This window comes from Pseudomonas sp. GL-B-19, assembly GCF_019956415.1.
Classification (GTDB): domain Bacteria; phylum Pseudomonadota; class Gammaproteobacteria; order Pseudomonadales; family Pseudomonadaceae; genus Aquipseudomonas.
Window position 1 is genome coordinate 17,740 of the sequence record NZ_JAHBDK010000013.1, and the last position, 21,995, is coordinate 39,734.

The window sequence follows — 21,995 nt, forward strand, 5'->3', positions numbered from 1 at the left end:
CCTACGCTCCCCAAGCTAATTCCTGACACAACGCCAGGCCAGCCATTATGCGATAGAAATCCGGGAAGAGCCGGGTGTGACAGCCAGCTTCAATGCTATGTTTTCTGACGCCTTCGCGAGCAGGCTCGCTCCCACAGGTTTTGATAGAGTTCACACAAACCATTGTGGGAGCGAGCCTGCTCGCGATGAGGCCGGCTGGAGCAACCCGAAATCATGCACAAAAAAAAACGCCCCGACCAAAGTCGGGGCGTTTTCATGTGTAGCTAACGCTTAGCGCGGGAATGCTGGCGGGTTTACACCGGCCATGTCTTCCATCACGCGTACCACCTGGCAGCTGTAACCGAATTCGTTGTCGTACCAAACGTACAGAACAACGCGGTTGTCTTGGCTGATGGTCGCTTCAGCGTCCACAACGCCTGCGTGGCGCGAGCCAACGAAGTCGGTGGAAACCACTTCCTGCGAGTTGACGTAGTCGATTTGCTTATGCAGATCGGAGTGCAGCGCCATGTAGCGCAGGTACTCGTTCATCTCTTCGCGGGTGGCGGCTTTCTCAAGGTTCAGGTTGAGAATGGCCATCGACACGTTTGGCGTCGGAACGCGGATCGCGTTACCGGTCAACTTGCCAGCCAGCTCAGGCAATGCCTTGGCAGCAGCAGTGGCAGCACCGGTCTCGGTGATTACCATGTTCAGCGCGGCGCTACGGCCACGGCGATCGCCTTTGTGGAAGTTGTCGATCAGGTTCTGGTCGTTGGTGTACGAGTGAACGGTTTCAACGTGACCATTAATGATGCCGAACTTGTCGTTCACAGCTTTCAGCACCGGCACGATGGCGTTGGTGGTGCAGGAAGCGGCGGAAACGATCTTGTCGTCAGCGGTGATTTCACCGTGGTTGATGCCGTGAACGATGTTCTTCAGCTTGCCTTTACCCGGCGCGGTCAGAACAACGCGGTCGATACCCGGGCAAGCCAGGTGTTGGCCCAGGCCATCGGCGTCACGCCATACACCGGTGTTGTCCACCAGCAGCGCGTCTTTGATGCCGTACTGGGTGTAATCCACCTCAGTCGGGTTTTTCGCGTAGATAACCTGGATCAGGTTGCCGTTGGCGGTGATGGTGCTGTTGGCTTCATCAATGGTGATGGTGCCATCGAACGGACCATGAACCGAGTCACGACGCAGCAGGCTTGCACGCTTGACCAGATCGTTCTCGGCGCCCTTGCGGACAACGATGGCGCGCAGACGCAGGCCATCGCCACCACCGGTTTTCTCGATCAGGATGCGCGCCAGCAGACGGCCGATACGACCGAAGCCGTACAAGACAACGTCGGTGCCTTTACGAGCGGCAACGTTCTGCTGACCAACCACGTCAGCCAGTTCTTCACGGACGAACTGCTCGGCAGTACGACCTTTGCCTTCGGCCTTGAACTTGACCGCAAGCTTGCCCAGGTCTACCGAAGCGGCGCCGAGCTTGAGCTCGCTCATCGCCTTGAGCAGCGGGAATGTTTCGTGGACGGACAATTCGCTGTCATCGGACTGACGATGACGAGCAAAGCGGTGAGCTTTGAGAATCGCAATGACTGAACGGTTGATCAGGCTGCGGCCATAGATCGAGCTCACCACGTTGTTATTGCGGTAGAGCTGACCGATAAGCGGAATCATCGCTTCTGCGAGTGCTTCACGGTCGATCCATTCACCAAGACACTGGTCGGGCTTCTGAGTCACGGGAACCTTCCACATGTAGGGGCAGAAAAAAGGGGCTACATTATGCCGCCGACTCCCTCCCGTAGCAATGCGCGCTTGTCGTGCGATCCGTAACAATTTCCTGTTCAAAAAAATTACGCCCCGCTAAAGCCCAATAAAACCGGGCCTTGCAGCGCAGTCAATTTTTTGGAGACAACGCAACCTTGTCCGTAACCCTCCGTAACACCGAGTGGTTTTGCCACTACATATTCAGCAATTTTCAGTAAAAAACCGGCAGATTTTGTCTTTACCACTACATTTCGCCAACCCTACGTAATAGACACAGTCTGCAACTGACAGGCGGCACCCGGGACCGCTACAATTACCGACTTTGTCGCAACGCTTGGAGCTCAACCTTCCGTGCCCGTTCTGCGTCTACCGCTTCTCCCTGCCGCGGCAGGTAAACAGCACTGGGGCAACCTGCCCGGTGCCGCCCTCAGCCTGGCCATCGCCGAGGCTGCCAGCGCTGCCAAGCGCTTTACCCTGCTGCTGACCGCCGACAGCCAAAGTGCCGAACGGCTTGAGCAGGAGCTGAGTTTCTTCGCCCCGGATTTGCCCGTGTTGCACTTCCCGGACTGGGAAACCCTGCCCTACGATCTGTTTTCGCCGCACCAGGACATTATTTCCCAGCGCATCGCAGCCCTTTACAGGTTGCCGGAGCTGAGTCATGGCGTTCTGGTGGTGCCGATCACCACGGCCCTGCATCGCCTGGCCCCGACCAAGTTCCTGCTGGGCAGCAGCCTGGTGCTGGATGTTGGCCAGAAGCTCGACGTCGAACAAATGCGCACCCGGCTTGAGGCCAGCGGCTATCGCTACGTCGACACGGTGTACGAGCATGGCGAGTTCACTGTGCGCGGCTCGCTGATCGATCTGTTCCCGATGGGCAGCAAACTACCCTTCCGGATCGACCTGTTCGATGACGAAATCGAGACGCTGCGTACATTCGATCCGGAAAACCAGCGCTCCATCGACAAGGTCGACACCGTCCGACTATTGCCTGCGCGTGAGTTTCCGCTGCAAAAAGATGCGGTCACCCGCTTCAAGGCACGCTTCCGTGAGCGCTTTGATGTCGACTTCCGCCGCTGCCCGATCTTTCAGGATTTGAGCAGCGGGATTACACCGGCCGGTATCGAGTACTACCTGCCGCTGTTCTTCGACGAAACCTCCACGCTGTTCGATTACCTGCCGCAGGACACGCAAGTGTTTTCCTTGCCGGGCATCGAGCAGGCGGCGGAAAATTTCTGGAATGACGTGCGCAATCGTTATGAAGAACGCCGCGTCGACCCGTCCCGTCCTTTATTGCCGCCGGCCGAGTTGTTCCTGCCCGTGGAGGATTGCTTTGCCCGCCTGAAAAGCTGGCCGCGTGTGGTTGCCAGCCAACAGGACGTGGAAACCGGCGTCGGCCGCGAACGTTTCCCTGCGCGGGAATTGCCGAACCTGGCCATCGAAGCCAAGGCCACTCAGCCGCTGGCAGCGCTGGCGGGCTTCCTCGACGAATTCCCCGGTCGCGTGCTGTTTACCGCCGAGTCAGCGGGTCGTCGCGAAGTGCTGCTGGAATTGCTCGAACGCCTGAAGCTGCGACCGAAAACAGTCGACAGCTGGCCAGACTTCGTCGCGAGCAAGGAGCGTCTGGCGATCACCATCGCCCCGCTCGATGAAGGCCTGGTACTCGATAATCCGGCCTTGGCGCTGGTGGCCGAAAGCCCGTTGTTTGGTCAACGCGTGATGCAGCGTCGTCGCCGCGAAAAACGCGCCGACGCCAACAACGATGCAGTCATCAAGAACCTCACCGAATTGCGCGAAGGCGCGCCGGTGGTGCACATCGATCACGGCGTCGGTCGCTACCTCGGGCTGGCGACACTGGAAATCGACGATCAGGCCGCCGAATTCCTCACACTGCAATACGCCGAAGGCGCCAAGCTGTACGTGCCGGTGGCCAACCTGCACCTGATCGCGCGCTACACCGGCAGCGACGATGCCTTGGCCCCGCTGCACCGTCTCGGTTCCGAAACCTGGCAAAAAGCCAAACGCAAAGCCGCCGAACAGGTGCGTGACGTCGCCGCCGAATTGCTCGACATTTATGCCCGTCGTGCCGCCCGCGAAGGCTATGCCTTCGAAGATCCGAAAGCTGACTACGCGACGTTCAGCGCCGGTTTCCCGTTCGAAGAAACTCCGGACCAGCAAACCACCATCGATGCGGTACGCGCCGACATGCTCGCGCCGAAGCCGATGGACCGACTGGTCTGCGGCGACGTCGGTTTCGGCAAGACCGAAGTAGCAATGCGCGCAGCCTTCATCGCAGTACATGGCGGTCGGCAGGTGGCAATTCTGGTGCCAACCACCCTGCTCGCCCAGCAACACTACAACAGCTTCCGCGACCGCTTTGCCGACTGGCCGGTGTCCGTGGAAGTGATGAGCCGCTTCAAGTCGACCAAGGAAGTGAACGCCGCCGTCGCGGACCTGGCCGAAGGCAAGATCGACATCGTGATCGGCACGCACAAGTTGCTGCAAGACGACGTGAAGATCAAAAACCTCGGGCTGGTGATCATCGACGAAGAGCACCGTTTTGGTGTCCGTCAGAAGGAACAGCTCAAGGCGCTGCGCAGTGAAGTCGACATTCTCACCCTGACTGCCACGCCAATTCCGCGCACGCTGAACATGGCAGTGTCGGGCATGCGCGACTTGTCGATTATCGCCACCCCGCCGGCCCGTCGCCTGTCGGTGCGGACCTTCGTCATGGAGCAGAACAAGAGCACGGTTAAAGAGGCCCTGCTGCGTGAGTTGCTGCGTGGTGGCCAGGTTTACTACCTGCACAACGACGTGAAGACCATCGAGAAATGCGCCGCCGACCTCGCCGAACTGGTGCCGGAAGCACGGATCGGCATTGGCCACGGGCAGATGCGCGAGCGTGAACTCGAACAGGTGATGAGCGACTTCTACCACAAGCGCTTCAACGTGCTGATCGCCTCGACCATCATCGAGACCGGCATCGACGTGCCGAGCGCCAACACCATCATCATCGAGCGTGCCGACAAGTTCGGCCTGGCGCAGCTACACCAGTTGCGCGGCCGTGTCGGTCGCAGTCACCACCAGGCTTATGCGTACCTGCTGACACCGCCGCGCCAGCAAATCACCCCGGATGCGGAAAAGCGCCTGGAAGCGATCGCCAACACCCAGGACCTCGGTGCAGGCTTCGTACTGGCGACCAACGACCTGGAAATCCGTGGCGCCGGCGAGCTGTTGGGCGATGGTCAGAGTGGGCAGATCCAGGCGGTTGGCTTTACGCTGTACATGGAAATGCTCGAGCGCGCGGTGAAGTCGATCCGCAAGGGCGAGCAGCCGAACCTTGATCAGCCGCTGGGCGGTGGTCCGGAAGTCAACCTGCGCGTACCGGCGTTGATTCCCGAAGACTATTTGCCAGACGTTCACGCTCGATTGATTCTCTACAAACGCATCGCTTCGGCCACCGATGAAGACGGCCTCAAAGACCTGCAAGTAGAAATGATCGACCGTTTCGGCCTGCTACCAGAGCCGACCAAGAACCTGATCCGCATCACGGCGCTGAAGTTGCAGGCTGAATTGCTGGGCATCAAGAAAGTCGACGGCGGCCCGCAAGGTGGCCGCATCGAGTTTGCGGCACAGACGCCGGTCGACCCGCTGACACTGATCAAACTGATTCAGGGCCAGCCCAAACGCTATAAATTCGAAGGCGCCACGATGTTTAAATTCATGGTGCCGATGGAGCGTTCGGAAGAACGCTTTAATACTGTAGAGGCGCTGCTTGAGCTCCTTATCCCGAAAACTGCTTGAAGGACGCCGCATGCGCCTGTTTCGCTCATTGCCCCTGCTGTTAACGCTGATCGCACCCACGGCGTTTGCCGATGATCTGTATCAGATTGAAATGATTCTGGTCCGGCAAAACGCCGTGCCCGCCATCGTCAGCCGCGCGGCACCGGAAGACTGGGCCGCCGGCGCGCAGCCCATCAGCAAAGACAGCCTGCGCACGCCGAGCCTGAATGGCGAAGTGGAAAAACTCACCGCCAGCGCTGACTACACTGTGTTACTGCACAAGGCCTGGCAACAAACCCTCGGCGAACAAGACAGCAAAATCGCGATCAGCGACGGCAAGGAACAATACGGTCAGTTCCCGATTGAGGGCACCTTGAACCTGAAGCTGGGGCGCTTCACCGACGTCGACGCCGATTTCTGGGTCAACCAGATCGATGGCAACGGCACAGTCACCGCCAGCGAACGCCTCAAGCAAGAAAGCCATACCAAGAACGGCGAGCTGAACTTCCTCGACAACGGCCACCTCGGCCTGTTGATCAAGATCACCTCGCTCACCGCCCCTGCTCCTCGGCCAGTCCCCGAAGAAATTCCGGACTGATTGCTATGCCCTCGCCCCTGAGCAAACCCCTGGCACCTTCCTGGGTCAGCCGATTCAAGGAACAAAGCCTGGAGCGTGGCCGTCGCTACGCGCTGGAGAACCGCGTCAGGATCGTCGAGGTCGGTGACGCTACGATCACCGCTGCGTGCGAAGGCTCGGGCGGTAATGTTTACCGTCAGACCATTCGCCTGCGTGAGTCAGCCAAAGCCACCTTGCTGATGGTTGACGCGACCTGCACCTGCCCGGTTCACAGCAACTGCAAACATTGCGCAGCGGTGTTGCTAAAGGTGCAAGAAACACTGGCCTACCCCGCGGCTGCGCAAGATGCCGATCTGCTGGAAAAACTTCAGGCCGTACTGGAAAACCGCGGCCCTAAAGCACCGCCGCAAGTGCTTGTGGATAACGTTCAACCGGTGCCGCGCTTGTGGCTGGCGAGCATCGAGTTCAGCGCCTTCGAACCGCGCAACGGCAAGATGCAGCGCTACATTCAGCATCGTGCGGCATTGTCTTTTAGCTATCTGGATGAATACGTTTGCGGACAAAAGAACGCCGACATTCTGATTCGCCAGGAAACCCAGACGCTGCGGATAAAACGTCACCCGGATGTCGAACAGACCTACAGGGAACAGTTACGAATCCTCGGCTTCAAGATTGCCACCCGACAAAGCAAAGCCTTGCCGGAAAGTGCCGGCGAACTCTACGAGATGGTCAACGACAGCGCCTGGCTGACGTTCACCCTCAATGAAATACCCAAGCTGCGCACCCAGGGCTGGGAGCTGCAAATCGACGAAGACTTCGGTTTCGACCTGACCGCCGTGGACGACTGGTACGCCACCGTCGAGCAGGTGCCGGAGCGCGACTGGTTTGATCTGGAACTGGGGATCATCGTCAACGGCGAGCGCCTGAGTTTGCTGCCGATCCTGTTGAACCTGATGCGCTCGCACACTGAAATTCTCAATCCGGAACGCCTCGCCCGACGTCGCGACGATGAGCTGATCCTGGTGAACATCCCCAATCGCCCGAACTCCGAGTACGGCCCGCTGCAAGTCGCCCTGCCCTTCGGCCGCTTGAAGCCGGTGCTGGCGACGCTCGGCGAGTTCTATCTGCAGGAACCTGGCGAAACCACGCTACGGCTGAGCAAGGCCGACGCGACGCGCCTGAATCCGCTGGAAGACTTGCCGCTGCTCTGGGAAGGTGGCGAACAGATCCGCACCTTTGCCCAGCGTTTACGCGACATCAAGGACCACACCGCAACCGCACCTGAAGGCTTGAACGCAACCCTTCGCCCCTATCAGCTCGAAGGCTTGAGCTGGATGCAATCACTGCGGCAACTGGAGGTCGGCGGGATTCTCGCGGACGACATGGGCCTGGGTAAAACCCTACAAACCCTGGCGCATGTTCTCACTGAGAAAGCGGCTGGACGCCTCGATCGGCCGTGCATGGTGGTGATGCCCACCAGCCTGATTCCGAACTGGCTCGACGAAGCAGCGCACTTCACGCCGCAACTCAAAGTGCTGGCGCTGTACGGCGCCAGTCGCAAAAAACACTTCGATAATATGGCCGACTACGACCTGATCCTGACCACCTATGCGCTGCTGCCCAAGGACGTCGAACGCCTCGCCGCGCAGCCTTTGCATGTGCTGGTGCTGGATGAAGCGCAGTACATCAAAAACCCCAACAGCAAGGCGGCGCAGGCGGCGCGCGAACTGAATGCGCGTCAACGTTTGTGCCTCAGTGGTACGCCGCTGGAAAACCACCTGGGTGAGTTGTGGTCGCTGTTTCACTTCCTGCTGCCGGGCTGGCTTGGCGATGTGAAAAGCTTCAACCGCGATTACCGTGTGCCGATTGAAAAGCGCGCCAGTGAAGTCAGACTTCAACACCTCAACGGTCGGATCAAACCGTTTCTGCTGCGTAGGACCAAGGAACAGGTCGCGACGGAATTGCCGCCGAAGACTGAAATCATTCACTGGGTCGAACTCAACGAAGCGCAGCGCGACGTATACGAAACCATGCGCCTGGCAATGGACAAGAAAGTCCGCGACGAGATCACCCGCAAAGGCGTGGCGCGCAGCCAGATCATCATTCTTGAGGCGCTATTGAAACTGCGTCAGGTGTGCTGTGATTTGCGCCTGGTTAACGATGCCGTCCTGCCGACTCGCGGCAGCACATCGGGCAAGCTCGACAGCTTGATGGAAATGCTTGAGGAGTTGTTCGAGGAGGGTCGGCGGATTCTGTTGTTCTCGCAGTTCACGTCGATGTTGGCGCTCATCGAGGTCGAGCTAACGAAACGTGGCGTTGAGTACGCACTACTGACCGGGCAGACACGCGACCGACGCGCACCGGTGAAAGACTTTCAGAGCGGCAAGCGTCAGATTTTTCTCATCAGTTTGAAGGCCGGTGGTGTTGGTTTGAACCTGACCGAAGCGGATACGGTCATTCACTACGATCCATGGTGGAACCCGGCGACGGAGAATCAGGCAACTGACCGGGCATACCGTATCGGTCAGGAGAAGCCGGTATTCGTCTACAAGATGATTGCCCGGGGGACCGTCGAGGAGAAGATTCAGCATCTGCAGAAAGAAAAATCCGACCTCGCCGCCGGCGTTCTGGATGGACGCAAGACAGGGGACTGGAAGTTGCAGAGTGATGATATTGAAGCGCTGTTTGCGCCGTTGCCGGACAAACTCGAAAAGCGCTGAGATCTATGGTGCCAGACAGATTGCTATCGCGGGCAAGCCACGCTCCTACAGGAAATCACTGAACCGGTGGGAGCGTGGCTTGCCCGCGATAGAGTCAACTCGGTGTAAAACCTGTCTTACCCCTTCAATACCCGCGCCAACGTCGACTTCACCTTCCCCATCCCGTCGTGCAACGCCTGCTCTATCTCGGCCATGGTAATCACCGCCGTCGACTTGCCCGCCGCCGGGTTCACTACCAGCGCCAGACACGCATAGTCCAGTGCCAGTTCACGCGCCAGCGCCGCTTCCGGCATGCCGGTCATGCCCACGATGTCGCAGCCGTCACGCTCAAGGCGCGCGATTTCAGCGACGGTTTCCAGCCGAGGGCCCTGGGTGCAGGCGTACACGCCATGACTGCTGTAAGCCACGCCTTCAGCCGCCAGCGCCGCGATCAGCTCCTGACGCAGCGGCTCACTGTAGGGATAGCTGAAGTCGATATGGGTGACGTGTTCCAGGTCATCGGCGAAATAGGTGTGTTCGCGACCGCTGGTGTAATCGATCAGTTGATGTGGCACGCAGAAATGCCCGGTGCCCATCGCCGTATGAATTCCACCCACGGCGTTGACCGCGAGGATCGCTTCCGCGCCGGCCTGCTTCAATGCCCAAAGGTTGGCGCGGTAGTTCACCTGATGCGGCGGAAAACGGTGCGGATGACCGTGACGCGCGAGAAACAGCACGTCCTTGCCGACGTATTCACCGATCTGCACTTCAGCCGAGGGTGCGCCGTAAGGCGTGTCCACAACCAGTGACTGGCGAATGCTCAGGCCTTCGAGTTGAGTCAGGCCAGTGCCACCGATAATCGCGTAAACCGTCATAACACCACGCCCTTATTCGATCAGTTGAGCCTCTTTGAGCGCGCCGACAGCCGCCAGCCAGCGTGGGTTTTGACGGTATTCGATATTGGCGTATGACTGGCCGCGCATCCGCGCAATACGCTCGGACGGCTTGACCTTCAGGCGCTGGGCGGCGCTCAGCGCCAGTTCCGCAGCGGCGCGATCGTTGCACACCAGGCCCATGTCACAGCCGGCGGTCAGCGCGGCTTCGATACGGCTGGCGGCATCGCCGACCACGTGGGCACCGGCCATCGACAGGTCATCGCTGAAGATCACGCCATCGAATTGCAGCTCGCCGCGAAGGATGTCCTGCAACCAGCGGCGGGAGAAGCCGGCAGGCTGGGCGTCGACTTGCGGGTAAATAACGTGGGCCGGCATGACGGCGGCCAGTTGTTTGCTCAGTTTGGCGAACGGCACCAGGTCATTGGCGCGGATCTCGTCGAGGCTGCGCTCGTCATTCGGGATGGCGACGTGGGAATCCGCCTCAGCCCAGCCATGACCGGGGAAATGTTTGCCAGTGGCGGCCATACCGGCACTGTTCATGCCACGGATGAATGCACCGGCCAGCAGCGCTGCGCGCTCCGGATCACCCTCGAACGAACGGGTCCCGACAACAGCGCTGCGCTGGTAATCCAGATCCAGCACCGGAGCGAAACTGAGGTCGAGACCGACGGCGAGCACTTCGGTGGCCATGATCCAGCCACACTGCTCAGCCAGGTATTCGGCGTTCGGATTGTCGGCGATGGCGCGCATGGCTGGCAGTCGCACGAAGCCTTGGCGCAAACGCTGAACGCGGCCGCCTTCCTGGTCCACCGCAAGCAACAGATCAGGACGAATGGCGCGAATCGCCGCGCTCAACTCGCGCACCTGACGCGGGTTTTCGATGTTGCGGGCAAAAATGATCAAGCCGCCCACTTCAGGCTGACGCAACAATTGGCGATCTTCAGCCGTCAGCCAGGTACCGGCGACGTCCACCATCAACGAGCCTTGCAGGCCAGCAGTCATAGAGATTCCTTGAGAACGAGAAACCCGGCCCGCGCACATGCACCACCTTGGGCAATGCCCGGCAGGTCGGCGATACAAATGGGGGACGGGTTCAGAACGAGAGTCGGCATGGGCGGCTAGCTTAGCGGATGTCAGCTGCCGCGCCCACCCGTGCGCGGTTAAACCTTGGCGGCAGCCGAGGCGGACTTGCTACGTGGACGCAGCTGTGCGGCGGCCATGGTCGTGTCGGTCACGCCGGTTTCAGCACGCATGCCCGCGGCCAGGAACGGCACCATCAAGCGCATCACCTGCTCAATGGAGGTGTTGACGCCGAAATCGGTCTCGGCAATCGCGCGCAGAGCCTTGATCCCCGACATGCTGAACGCCGCAGCACCCAGCATGAAGTGCACACGCCAGAACAACTCGATCGGAGGGATACGTGGCGCGGCTTCGTTGACCAGCATCATGTACCGGCGGAACACTTTGCCGTACATGTCTTCCAGATAACGACGCAAGTGGCCCTGGCTCTGACTGAACGCCAGACCCAGCAGACGCATAAAGATGGAAAGGTCGTTACCGCTACGCGGCTGCACGACAAGAGCTTGCTCGACGAGGATTTCCAGCAGCTCTTCAAGTGTCGGCTTGTTTTCAGGCTTGGCCTGACGCCGCTCCAGCTCTTTATCGAGGCTAATGCAGAACGGCCCGAGGAAGCGGGAAAAAACGGCTTGAATCAATGCCTTCTTGGAGCCGAAGTGATAGTTCACCGCCGCCAGATTCACACCGGCCTTGCTGGTGATCAGACGCAACGAGGTTTCAGCGAAACCTTTTTCCGCGAACAACTGCTCGGCAGCATCGAGAATGCGTTCAACGGTTTCCGACTGGGCCATGGCTACTCCGCCTGACAAACACTTGTTTGAAACATACGTTTCAGCCTGTGTATTGTCAAGCTTGGCCGTTCGTTTTGGGAATGGTCGGTCAGCTATTTAACCACACAACGGCAAAGCTTCAAGCGGCGGACAGATCGACCGTCCGGCGGCCTGCAAAAAAAGGGGCATTGCCAAGATGCTTTCACTGTATATAATCACAGTCACTGTATAAAAAGACAGAGCGAACAAAATGCTAAAGCTGACGCCACGCCAAGCAGAGATTCTGGCCTTCATCAAACGCTGCCTCGAAGACAACGGCTACCCGCCGACCCGCGCGGAAATCGCTCAGGAACTGGGTTTCAAGTCGCCCAACGCGGCAGAAGAACACCTGAAGGCGCTGGCCCGCAAAGGCGCCATCGAGATGACCCCGGGCGCTTCCCGCGGCATTCGCATTCCAGGTTTCGAAGCCAAGAACGACGAGTCCACCCTGCCGATCATTGGTCGAGTGGCCGCCGGCGCTCCCATTCTGGCCCAGCAGCACATCGAAGAGTCCTGCAACATCAACCCTGCTTTCTTCCATCCGCGCGCCGACTATTTACTGCGTGTTCATGGCATGAGCATGAAGGACGTCGGTATTTTCGACGGAGACCTTCTGGCCGTGCACACCACGCGTGAAGCCCGTAACGGCCAGATCGTGGTTGCGCGAATCGGCGACGAAGTGACGGTCAAGCGCTTCAAGCGTGATGGCAGCAAGGTCTGGTTGCTTGCCGAAAACCCTGAATTTGCCCCTATCGAAGTGAACCTGAAAGATCAGGAACTGGTGATCGAAGGCTTGAGCGTCGGCGTGATTCGCCGCTAAAGGAGGCTTTATGCAGTTCCCACACACACCACAGCAAGCCCAACTGCCGCTGTTCGAGGCGTTCATGGCGCAGCCATTGGCGCCGATTCTGAAAGAAGTGGTCGAGTCGCCGTGGAGCGCCGAGCCCGAAGTCTTCAGTGAGCTGTCGCTACGTGGTGCAGCCGGGAACTGCCTGAACCTTCTGGCACCGATTCTCAGGGAACTGAGTCAGGACCAGGACGCACGCTGGCTAACATTGATTGCCCCGCCAGCAAGCCTGACCCAGGCCTGGCTGCGGGACGCCGGTCTTAACCGCGAACGCATTTTGCTGCTGCAACCTCGCGGCACTCAGAGCGCCCAACAGTTGACTTGCGAAGCCTTGCGCCTGGGCCGCAGCCACACGGTGGTCAGCTGGCTGAACCCATTGAACACGACTTCACGGCAACAGCTGATCAGCGCCGCCCGAACCGGGGACGCACAGAGCTTGAATATTCGATTGGGCTAACCGAGAAACAATGCGCGCATTGAACTGCGCGGGGCTTCTCCAAGGATAGAGAAGCCGACTTGTAGCGATTCCCGTAATCCGACGGGCGGGATCAGTGAAGGACGCGAGAACCCTGATCTTTATCAAATTCGCCTTCAACCAGGCGTCCTGCCATCTGAACGCCGACGCTCAACATCGCCTTGGCGACTTCCACGTACTGACCTTGCAGGAACGCTTTGGCATCCTCGGAGAAATCCAAAGTAACCAGAGAACCCTCGTCCTCGGCCCTGCGCAGCTCGATACGGCCGTCTGGTAACTCGACAATTTCTAGAAAGGACGTTGGCATAAAGGTTTGTTCTCCACGAAAGGCGGGGATTATATAGGCATCGGTCAGGCTTCGCTCGGCAACTTGACCAGATGTCATGGCGAGGAAATAACTTTTTGCACTCGTCCCTGAGCGGACACCCCACCGGGGCATCCGTCTTACCACTTAATCCTTCAGCACTCGTTTAACCCTTCGCGAAACCGGATAGCCAGCCCCTTGAGGTTCTGACGCCAGCTTTCCAGCTCTTCCCGGCTTAACTCTTTAGGCGCCTCTTCTTCATCCAGGTTAACGGCCAGGATCAGCGGCTGAGTCACGTCGCCTTTAGGTTTGTGCGGGACGCGAGGAGGTTGAAACAGCGCCGCATGGGCCGCCAACAGCTTGGCCAGCCAGGTTTCAGGGTTTTGCGCGAGCTCGACCATCTCAGCCATTTCAGGAATGGCAATGGTTTCGAGCACTTCACGAGTCAGCAACAACTCAGCCCGAGGTGCATTGGCCTGCGGTAGTCGATAGAACCCGGCGATTTCATGACACAGCCCCAGTAGGGCACCGTACAGGTGAAACAACGCCGATTCGCGACCCGCCTGGATCAGCGCCAGAGAGTTCATTGCCCGCCCCTCTTCGGCCCTGGCGAGCGCTTCCAGCGACAGGCCGGCGAAATAAATCTTCTGATTGGTACGGGTATAGAGTTCGTGGGCCATGACGGCAGCCTCCACAACGAAATAATTGCTTCACGCAGGTCAGACAGTGTCGTGGATCTCCTCGGCCTCCCGCAAGCACAAAACAAAAAGGCCGCATGAAAACCCGAGGGTTGTCATGCGGCCTTTTGTGTACAGCGCTTTAAGCTTTGGCTGCAGGACGCTTGTCTTCAACCTTCCACTTGCCGCCGTCGTAGTACGCCTTCCAGCCAGTCGGCTTACCGTCGACTTCTGTCTGCACATACTGCTCTTTGGTCTTGCGGCTATAACGGATCACCGCAGGGAGACCGTCCGGATCTTTCTTCGGTGCTTCGCAGAGGAAGTGATACTTCGGATCGATCTCGTCCTTGTGCGGAACAATTTCCATGACCAGCGGAGCACGGGTCTCGCGGTTTTTCGGGAATTGGCTGGCCGCCAGGAACAGGCCGGAAGCACCGTCGCGCAGGATGTAGGTGTCGTTGACCTTTTCGCATTTCAGCTCAGGCATCTTCACCGGGTCCATTTTCGGCGGCGCCGCGTCACCACTCTTCAGCAGCTTGCGGGTGTTCTTGCACGTCGCGTTGGTGCAACCGAAGAACTTGCCGAAACGGCCGGTCTTGAGCTGCATCTCGCTGCCGCACTTGTCACATTCCAGGCTCGGACCTTCATAGCCTTTAATGCGATAGGTGCCCTCTTCGATTTCGTAACCAGAGCAATCCGGGTTGTTACCGCAGATGTGCAGCTTGCGCTTCTCGTCGAGCAGGTACGCGTCCATCGCCGTGCTGCAGATCGGGCAGCGATGCTTGCCACGCAGAACCAGCGACTCGGATTCACCTTCGTCGTCCGCGGCGATTTCATCACCCGGCACCAGATTGACGGTGGCCTTGCAGCGCTCTTTCGGCGGCAGGCTGTAGCCCGAGCAGCCGAGGAACACGCCCGTCGAGGCCGTACGAATCTGCATTGGGCGGCCACAGGTCAGGCACGGAATGTCGGTCATGACCGGCTGGTTGGCACGCATGCCGCTTTCCGGGCTTTCGGCTACTTCGAGCTTCTTCTTGAAGTCGCCGTAGAACTCGTCCAACACGTTTTTCCAGTCGCGCTCACCTTGGGCCACGTCATCGAGGTGCTCTTCCATGCCGGCGGTGAAGCCGTAGTCCATGAGATTGGAGAAACTCTCGGACAGACGCTCGGTGACGATGTCGCCCATCTTTTCCGAATAGAAACGACGGTTATGCAGCGCGACATAGCCACGGTCCTGGATGGTCGAAATGATCGCCGCGTAGGTCGAAGGACGACCGATACCGCGTTTTTCCATTTCTTTAACCAGGCTCGCTTCCGAGTAGCGCGCAGGCGGCTTGGTGAAGTGCTGGGTCGGATCAAGCTTGATCAGCTTCATCGCGTCGCCCTGAGCCATGTCCGGCAGCACATCGTCGTCGCCCGGCTTGGCAATTTGCGGCATGACGCGGGTGTAACCATCGAACTTGAGGATGCGGCCCTTGGCACGCAGCTCGAAATCGCCAGCACCGACGGTGACGGTGGTCGACAGGTATTGCGCCGGCAGCATCTGGCAAGCGAGGAACTGACGCCAGATCAGCTCGTAGAGCCGCTCAGCATCACGCTCCATGCCCGACAGCTTGCTCGGCTCGGTGTTGGCATCGGAGGGACGAATCGCTTCGTGAGCCTCTTGTGCGCCTTCCTTGCTGCTGTAGACGTTCGGGGTTTCCGGCAGGTACTTCTTGCCGAATTCGCCTTCAATATAAGTGCGCGCCATCGTCACGGCATCGGCCGAGAGGTTGGTGGAGTCAGTACGCATGTACGTGATGTAGCCGGCTTCGTACAGACGCTGGGCCATCATCATGGTTTTCTTCACGCCGAAGCCCAGGCGATTGCTCGCAGCCTGTTGCAACGTGGAGGTGATGAACGGGGCCGACGGCTTGCTGCTGGTCGGCTTGTCTTCACGCTTGACGATGCTGTAGTTGGAAGCCTTGAGCTTTTCCAGCGCGGCCATGGCCTGGGTTTCGTTGAGCGGCTTGAAGGCTTCGCCTTTCTCGCGAGCCACGTCAAAGCGCACAGTCGCGCCCTTGGCGGTGCCGAGGTCAGCGTGGACTTCCCAGTATTCTTCCGGGTTGAACGCACGGATTTCACGTTCGCGCTCAACAACCAGTTTTACCGCCACCGACTGCACACGACCGGCGGACAGGCCACGGGCGATCTTGGCCCACAGCAACGGCGAAACCATGTAACCCACAACGCGGTCGAGGAAACGACGCGCCTGTTGGGCGTTTACACGGTCGATATCCAGCTCGCCCGGCTTGGAGAAGGCTTCCTGAATCGCCTTCTTGGTGATTTCGTTGAACACCACGCGCTTGTAGCGGCTGTCGTCACCACCGATGGCTTCGCGCAGGTGCCAGGCAATGGCTTCCCCCTCGCGATCCAAGTCGGTTGCGAGATAGATGGTGTCAGCATCTTTGGCGAGCCGGCGCAGCTCTTCGATGACTTTTTCCTTGCCCGGGAGGATCTCGTACTTGGCTTTCCAGCCATGATCGGGATCGACGCCCATGCGCGAGACCAGCTGCTTGCGCGCTTTCTCTTTCGGTGTGAGCACCGGACCTTCACCCGCGGCGGCCTTGCCGCGCTTGGCGGCTGGCTCTTTGCTGGCGCTAGCCGAACCGCTGGTGGGCAGGTCTCGGATATGGCCGATACTCGACTTCACCACGTATTGGTTACCCAGATACTTGTTGATGGTCTTGGCCTTAGCCGGGGATTCCACAATGACCAGCGATTTGCCCATGGATCAGAAAATTCCTGAATTCTAGAAGTGAAAGGCGGTTGGCGCCTGACGCGGCACCGCTATATATAGTGGCTACAAGGTGAGGTCAAGCGCAGGGTTCTGCGCGCACTCCCCTTATGACTTCGGAAAAACGCTCGGTTCGGCTTGCACCAAAGCAAAGCGTGGCACCTGTTCACCGTCAACTTCGACCGACTCCAGGAACATGCTCAAGGGACGCACCCAAAAGCCGTAATCGCCATACAGGGCTTGATAGAAGACCACTTCCTCTTCGGTTTCCGAATGCCGCGCAACAGCGAATACGCGGTACTGCGGACCTTTGTAATGTTCATAGAGCCCAGGTTGTATCGGCATGCTTTGGCCCTCACTCAAATCTTTTTAAAATAAAAACAAAAATAAATTCAGAAAAACAAAAACCGGGGCACTTGGCCCCGGCTTCCGTCAACGGAACGCTTAAACGCGTTCGAAGACGGTGGAGATGCCTTGGCCGAGACCAATGCACATGGTAGCCACCCCGAAGGTGCCGCCATTTTGCTTCATCACGTTCAACAGCGTGCCGGAGATACGTGCACCGGAGCAACCGAATGGATGACCCAGGGCGATCGCGCCGCCGTGCAGGTTAACCTTCTCGTTCATCTTGTCGAGCACTTTCAGATCTTTCAGCACTGGCAGGGCCTGTGCGGCGAAAGCTTCGTTGAGCTCAAAGAAGTCGATATCGTTAATACCAAGGCCCGCGCGCTTCAGTGCTTTTTGTGTAGCCGGTACTGGACCATAGCCCATGATTGCCGGATCCACACCTGCCACTGCCATCGAACGAATCACGGCCATAGGCTGGATGCCCAGGTCCTGTGCACGCTGCGCCGACATCACGATCATGCACGAAGCACCGTCGGTGATCTGCGACGAGGTACCGGCTGTCACGGTGCCGCCTTTCGGGTTAAATGCTGGCTTAAGAGCCGCCAGGCTTTCCAGGGTGGTTTCCGGACGAATGGTCTCGTCGTAGTCGAACAGTTTCAGGAAACCATTCTCATCGTAGCCCTGCATCGGGATGATTTCGTCTTTGAACTTGCCCTCCAGCGTCGCTTTATGAGCGAGCTGGTGGGAGCGCACGCCGAAAGCGTCCTGTTGTTCGCGAGTGATACCGTGCATTTTGCCCAGCATTTCAGCGGTCAGGCCCATCATGCCCGAGGCTTTCGCCGCGTACAGGGACATGTGCGGGTTCGGATCGACACCGTGCATCATGCTCACGTGGCCCATGTGCTCGACGCCGCCGACGACGAACACGTCACCGTTGCCAGTCATGATCGCTTGCGCGGCAGTGTGCAGTGCGCTCATCGACGAGCCACACAGACGGCTGACGGTCTGACCGGCAGCGGTGTGCGGGATCTGAGTCATCAGGGACGCCATGCGAGCGATGTTCCAGCCCTGCTCCAGGGTCTGGTTTACACAGCCCCAGATCACGTCTTCGACTTCGCTCGGGTCGACCTTGACGTTGCGTTCCAGCAATTTGCTGATCAGGTGCGCCGACATGTCTTCGGCGCGGGTGTTGCGGTGCATGCCGCCCTTGGAGCGGCCCATCGGAGTACGACCGAAGTCGACAATCACGACGTCTCTAGGATTCAAGCTCATAAGTTCACTCTCACTCTAGTTGGGGGCGCTTAACCGAAGAAGCTCTGGCCGTTTTTGGCCATTTCGCGCAGCTTCTCGGTCGGGTGGTACAGCGCGCCCAAATCAGCGTACTGGTCAGCCAGGGCAACGAACTCGGCAACACCGATCGAATCGATGTAGCGCAGCGCACCGCCACGGAATGGAGGGAAACCAATACCGTAGACCAGACCCATGTCGGCTTCGGCAGCGGTTTCAACAATACCGTCTTCCAGGCAACGCACGGTTTCCAGGCACAGCGGGATCATCATCCAGTTGATGATGTCTTCGTCGGTGACTTCGCGCTGCTCGTAAACGATCGGCTTGAGCACTTCCAGTACCGAAGGATCGGCGACTTTCTTCTGCTTGCCGCGCTTGTCGGTCTCGTAGGCGTAGAAGCCCTTGCCATTTTTCTGGCCCAGGCGCTTGGCTTCGTAGAGCACGTCGACAGCCGAACGGCGGTCGTCTTTCATGCGATCCGGGAAGCCTTCAGCCATGACGTCACGACCGTGGTGACCGGTGTCGATGCCGACCACGTCCATCAGGTACGCCGGGCCCATCGGCCAGCCGAATTTTTCCATGATCTTGTCGATGCGGACGAAGTCCACACCGGCGCTGACCAGCTTGGCGAAACCGCCGAAGTACGGGAACAGTACGCGGTTGACCAGGAAGCCCGGGCAGTCGTTGACGACGATCGGGTTCTTGCCCATTTTCTTGGCGTAGGCAACGGTGGTGGCAACGGCCACTTCGCTGGACTTCTCGCCACGAATCACTTCAACCAGCGGCATCATGTGCACCGGGTTGAAGAAGTGCATGCCGACGAAGTTTTCCGGACGCTTGAGGGCTTTGGCCAGCAAGGTGATGGAAATGGTCGAGGTGTTGGACGCGAGGATGGTGTCCTCTTTGACCTTGTCTTCCACTTCTGCCAGAACGGCTTGCTTGACCTTAGGGTTCTCGACGACGGCTTCAACCACCAGATCCACGTGACCGAAATCACCGTAGGACAGGGTCGGACGGATGCCGTTGAGCACTTCAGCCATTTTTGCCGCGGTCATGCGACCTTTATCAACGCGACCGACCAGCAGCTTGGCGGCTTCAGCCAGGCCTTGCTCGATGCCGTGCTCGTTGATGTCCTTCATCAGGATCGGCGTACCTTTGGAGGCCGACTGATAAGCGATACCGCCACCCATGATGCCGGCGCCCAATACAGCAGCCTGCTTCACGTCTTTAGCGATTTCGTCGTAGGCCTTGGCCTTTTTCTTCAGTTCCTGATCGTTCAGGAACAGACCGATCAAGCTCTGCGCGGCAGAGGTCTTGGCCAACTTCGCGAAACCGGCGGCTTCGACTTCCAGCGCTTTGTCGCGACCGAAGTTCGCGGCTTTCTGGATGGTCTTGATCGCTTCAACCGGCGCCGGGTAGTTCGGGCCAGCCTGACCTGCTACGAAACCTTTGGCGGTTTCGAAAGCCATCATTTGTTCAATGGCGTTCAGCTTCAGCTTTTCCAGCTTCGGCTGACGCTTGGCCTTGTAATCAAATTCGCCGGAAATGGCACCCTTGATCAGCTCCAGAGCTGCTTCTTGCAGCTTCTCAGGAGCAACCACTGCGTCCACAGCGCCGACTTTCAGCGCGTCTTCAGGACGATTTTCCTTGCCGGCGGCAATCCACTCGATGGCGTTGTCGGCACCGATGAGGCGCGGCAGACGCACAGTACCGCCGAAGCCTGGGTAGATGCCCAGTTTGACTTCCGGCAGACCAATCTTGGCATTGGTGGACATGACGCGGTAGTCCGCTGCCAGGCACATTTCCAGACCGCCACCCAAGGCGATGCCGTTGATTGCCGCGACAGTCGGGACGTTGAGGTCTTCGAAATCGCTGAAAATCTTGTTGGCTTCCAGATTGCCAGCAACGAGCTCGGCATCAGGCAGCTTGAAGTTTTCAACAAATTCGGTGATGTCGGCGCCGACGATGAACACGTCCTTGCCACTGCTGACGATCACGCCCTTGATCGAAGCATCTGCCTTGATGGTGTCTACAGCCTGACGCAGTTCGTTCAGGGTTAGACGGTTGAACTTGTTGACGGACTCACCCTTGAGGTCGAATTTCAATTCGACGATGCCACTTTCAAGAGCCTTAACCGTGATGGCTTTACCTTCGTAAATCATCAACTGATCTCCACGATATGGAAGCTGAACAGTACACGTCGGACGCAGGCGAATGGCTCGGCAGGACGTTAAACGTCAATGCTACGCCAATCCACCCGGCACACCCGCCAACGCGATAGTCGGGATTCTGTAGGAGCGGTCTGAAATACAAACGCTCAATTCATACGCCCGTTTGATTTGGGTACGCCACCTTCACGGAATTTCCGACAATTGTCAATCGCCCAAAATACGGGTTGAAACGCGACTTTGCGGTCACTTCCGTACTGCGAAGATCTACAACACACGAATGGATGCGAGATCATTCATAGAATCAATAGTTAGAAAATTCGCCCTAATTCGCTGCAGCCCGCGTTTAACAAGCTACGCTGGCACGAACCCGAAGAAAAAATGTGAACGTTTTGGGCGAATGCCCAGCGTAAGAACAGCCCTACAGCGAATTACCGGCCTGCCTGGCCAACTCCAACCCGATGATGATGTCGGGCTTTTTATTGTCTGTCTGCGCCATTTCGTGCCATTGCAGCGCGAAATATCCTCGGCTTACGCCAGCGCTTTCAGCACTGCGTCAATGTCTTGCAACACCGTAGCCTCGCCCTTCTCGCCCCAATACAGGGTGATCATCTGCTTGTCCGCCTCGACCTTGTAGACGTTGGCTGGCAACTTTTCGAAATGATTGAGTAGCGCTCGATCCTCGCAAACCTCCTGCCACTGATTCACCCACACACCCGGCGATTTTTGCCAGTAACTCCAGCACGCAGGCTGATTGCCACGGCGCGGCCGATGGTACTGCGCGCAAGGGCTCGGTGGCTCCTGACTCAGCCAATGCGGCCACTCTTGGGGCGCTAACTGCATGGCCAGGCCGATACGTCGCGCCTCCATGCGCAGGGCCATTCGCCCGCTCTGACCACGAGACGGCCGCAACCATGCCAGCGGGCTCAGCACCACTAGCAGGATTGACACCACTATCCAGACCGTCATATCTGTACTCCCGATTCTTGATGGGCGCTTTGGGTCACTTTGAAACCAATGCGCTGAAACCAGCCATACTTACCAATATTGCAATCCTCAGAAGGAGCACCTCATGCCCTACAACCATATCCTGGTCGCTGTAGATCTAACCGAAGAGTGCGACCCTGTAATCCACCGCGCTCGCGAACTGTCGGTGAGCAACGGGGCGACGTTGTCCCTGGTGCACATTGTCGAGCCAATGGCCATGGCCTTCGGCGGCGACGTCCCCATGGACCTGTCACAACTGCAACAACAGCAGTTCGATCAGGCCAAGGAGCGTCTCGAGCAACTGAAACGCAAATACACGGAACTCGAAAGCGCCAACTGCCACCTGACCTATGGCCAGCCCCGCCAGGAGATCCACCTCTTTGCCAAAGAGAATAATTGCGACCTGATCGTGGTGGGCAGCCATGGTCGACACGGCCTGGCATTGCTACTGGGGTCGACCGCCAACGACGTGTTGCACGGCGCTCCTTGCGACGTGCTGGCGGTACGCCTGATCAAAAGCTAAACCCCTGTGGGAGCAAGCC

Annotated in this window: 17 protein-coding genes; 6 read left to right on the forward strand and 11 right to left on the reverse strand. The window is 58.5% G+C overall.

What is annotated here, in order from left to right:
- Nucleotides 1–270 precede the first annotated feature (270 nt).
- Nucleotides 271–1,734 (reverse strand): glyceraldehyde-3-phosphate dehydrogenase, encoded by a 1,464-nt coding sequence (locus KGB06_RS02575; protein ID WP_223511665.1) that lies wholly within the window; start codon nt 1,732–1,734, stop codon nt 271–273.
- A gap of 363 nt (nt 1,735–2,097) precedes the next feature.
- Between KGB06_RS02575 and mfd the strand changes: the two genes are divergently transcribed.
- The 3 genes from mfd to KGB06_RS02590 are packed head-to-tail and all read left to right on the forward strand — an operon-like array spanning nt 2,098 to nt 8,823.
- Nucleotides 2,098–5,547, forward strand: coding sequence for a transcription-repair coupling factor (gene mfd, locus KGB06_RS02580; protein WP_223511666.1), 3,450 nt, complete (start codon nt 2,098–2,100; stop codon nt 5,545–5,547).
- A gap of 10 nt (nt 5,548–5,557) precedes the next feature.
- Nucleotides 5,558–6,124 (forward strand): CsiV family protein, encoded by a 567-nt coding sequence (locus KGB06_RS02585; RefSeq protein ID WP_223511667.1) that lies wholly within the window; start codon nt 5,558–5,560, stop codon nt 6,122–6,124.
- A gap of 5 nt (nt 6,125–6,129) precedes the next feature.
- Nucleotides 6,130–8,823 (forward strand): DEAD/DEAH box helicase, encoded by a 2,694-nt coding sequence (locus KGB06_RS02590; RefSeq protein WP_223511668.1) that lies wholly within the window; start codon nt 6,130–6,132, stop codon nt 8,821–8,823.
- A 116-nt stretch (nt 8,824–8,939) separates the two neighbouring features.
- Here the strand turns inward: KGB06_RS02590 and KGB06_RS02595 are convergent, their stop codons facing one another.
- The 3 genes from KGB06_RS02595 to KGB06_RS02605 all read right to left on the reverse strand — a co-directional run bounded on the left by KGB06_RS02595 (nt 8,940) and on the right by KGB06_RS02605 (nt 11,566).
- Entirely contained in the window at nt 8,940–9,677 is a 738-nt protein-coding gene (locus KGB06_RS02595; protein ID WP_223511669.1) for an S-methyl-5'-thioinosine phosphorylase, read from the reverse strand.
- Between the two features lie 12 nt (nt 9,678–9,689).
- On the reverse strand, nt 9,690–10,700 hold the full coding sequence (gene nagZ, locus KGB06_RS02600; RefSeq protein WP_223511670.1) for a beta-N-acetylhexosaminidase: 1,011 nt from the start codon (nt 10,698–10,700) through the stop codon (nt 9,690–9,692).
- A gap of 158 nt (nt 10,701–10,858) precedes the next feature.
- Nucleotides 10,859–11,566 carry a TetR/AcrR family transcriptional regulator gene (locus KGB06_RS02605; protein ID WP_223511672.1) on the reverse strand — a complete coding sequence of 236 codons (708 nt, stop codon included), beginning with the start codon at nt 11,564–11,566 and terminating at the stop codon, nt 10,859–10,861.
- A 229-nt stretch (nt 11,567–11,795) separates the two neighbouring features.
- On the opposite strand from KGB06_RS02605, the gene lexA reads away from it, so the two are divergent.
- Together lexA and sulA are read left to right on the forward strand one after the other, a co-directional pair.
- On the forward strand, nt 11,796–12,404 hold the full coding sequence (gene lexA / locus KGB06_RS02610; RefSeq protein WP_223511674.1) for a transcriptional repressor LexA: 609 nt from the start codon (nt 11,796–11,798) through the stop codon (nt 12,402–12,404).
- 10 nt (nt 12,405–12,414) lie between these two features.
- Entirely contained in the window at nt 12,415–12,888 is a 474-nt protein-coding gene (gene sulA / locus KGB06_RS02615) for an SOS-induced cell division inhibitor SulA (protein ID WP_223511676.1), read from the forward strand.
- Between the two features lie 91 nt (nt 12,889–12,979).
- Here the strand turns inward: sulA and KGB06_RS02620 are convergent, their stop codons facing one another.
- The 7 genes from KGB06_RS02620 to KGB06_RS02650 form a co-directional block, all read right to left on the reverse strand.
- A complete protein-coding gene (locus KGB06_RS02620; protein WP_007944145.1) occupies nt 12,980–13,213 on the reverse strand; it encodes a hypothetical protein in 234 nt (77 codons plus the stop codon).
- A gap of 152 nt (nt 13,214–13,365) precedes the next feature.
- Complete coding sequence (locus KGB06_RS02625; RefSeq protein WP_223511678.1) at nt 13,366–13,890, reverse strand: DUF6586 family protein; 525 nt, start codon at nt 13,888–13,890, stop codon at nt 13,366–13,368.
- 139 nt (nt 13,891–14,029) lie between these two features.
- On the reverse strand, nt 14,030–16,657 hold the full coding sequence (topA, locus tag KGB06_RS02630) for a type I DNA topoisomerase (protein ID WP_223511680.1): 2,628 nt from the start codon (nt 16,655–16,657) through the stop codon (nt 14,030–14,032).
- 114 nt (nt 16,658–16,771) lie between these two features.
- Nucleotides 16,772–17,008, reverse strand: coding sequence for a DUF1653 domain-containing protein (locus tag KGB06_RS02635; RefSeq protein WP_223511682.1), 237 nt, complete (start codon nt 17,006–17,008; stop codon nt 16,772–16,774).
- A 99-nt stretch (nt 17,009–17,107) separates the two neighbouring features.
- Entirely contained in the window at nt 17,108–18,283 is a 1,176-nt protein-coding gene (gene fadA, locus KGB06_RS02640; RefSeq protein WP_008007076.1) for an acetyl-CoA C-acyltransferase FadA, read from the reverse strand.
- A gap of 29 nt (nt 18,284–18,312) precedes the next feature.
- Entirely contained in the window at nt 18,313–20,460 is a 2,148-nt protein-coding gene (gene fadB, locus KGB06_RS02645) for a fatty acid oxidation complex subunit alpha FadB (RefSeq protein WP_223511684.1), read from the reverse strand.
- Between the two features lie 537 nt (nt 20,461–20,997).
- Nucleotides 20,998–21,435, reverse strand: coding sequence for a hypothetical protein (locus KGB06_RS02650; protein ID WP_223511686.1), 438 nt, complete (start codon nt 21,433–21,435; stop codon nt 20,998–21,000).
- Between the two features lie 103 nt (nt 21,436–21,538).
- Between KGB06_RS02650 and KGB06_RS02655 the strand changes: the two genes are divergently transcribed.
- Nucleotides 21,539–21,976 carry a universal stress protein gene (locus KGB06_RS02655; RefSeq protein ID WP_223511687.1) on the forward strand — a complete coding sequence of 146 codons (438 nt, stop codon included), beginning with the start codon at nt 21,539–21,541 and terminating at the stop codon, nt 21,974–21,976.
- Nucleotides 21,977–21,995 lie beyond the last annotated feature (19 nt).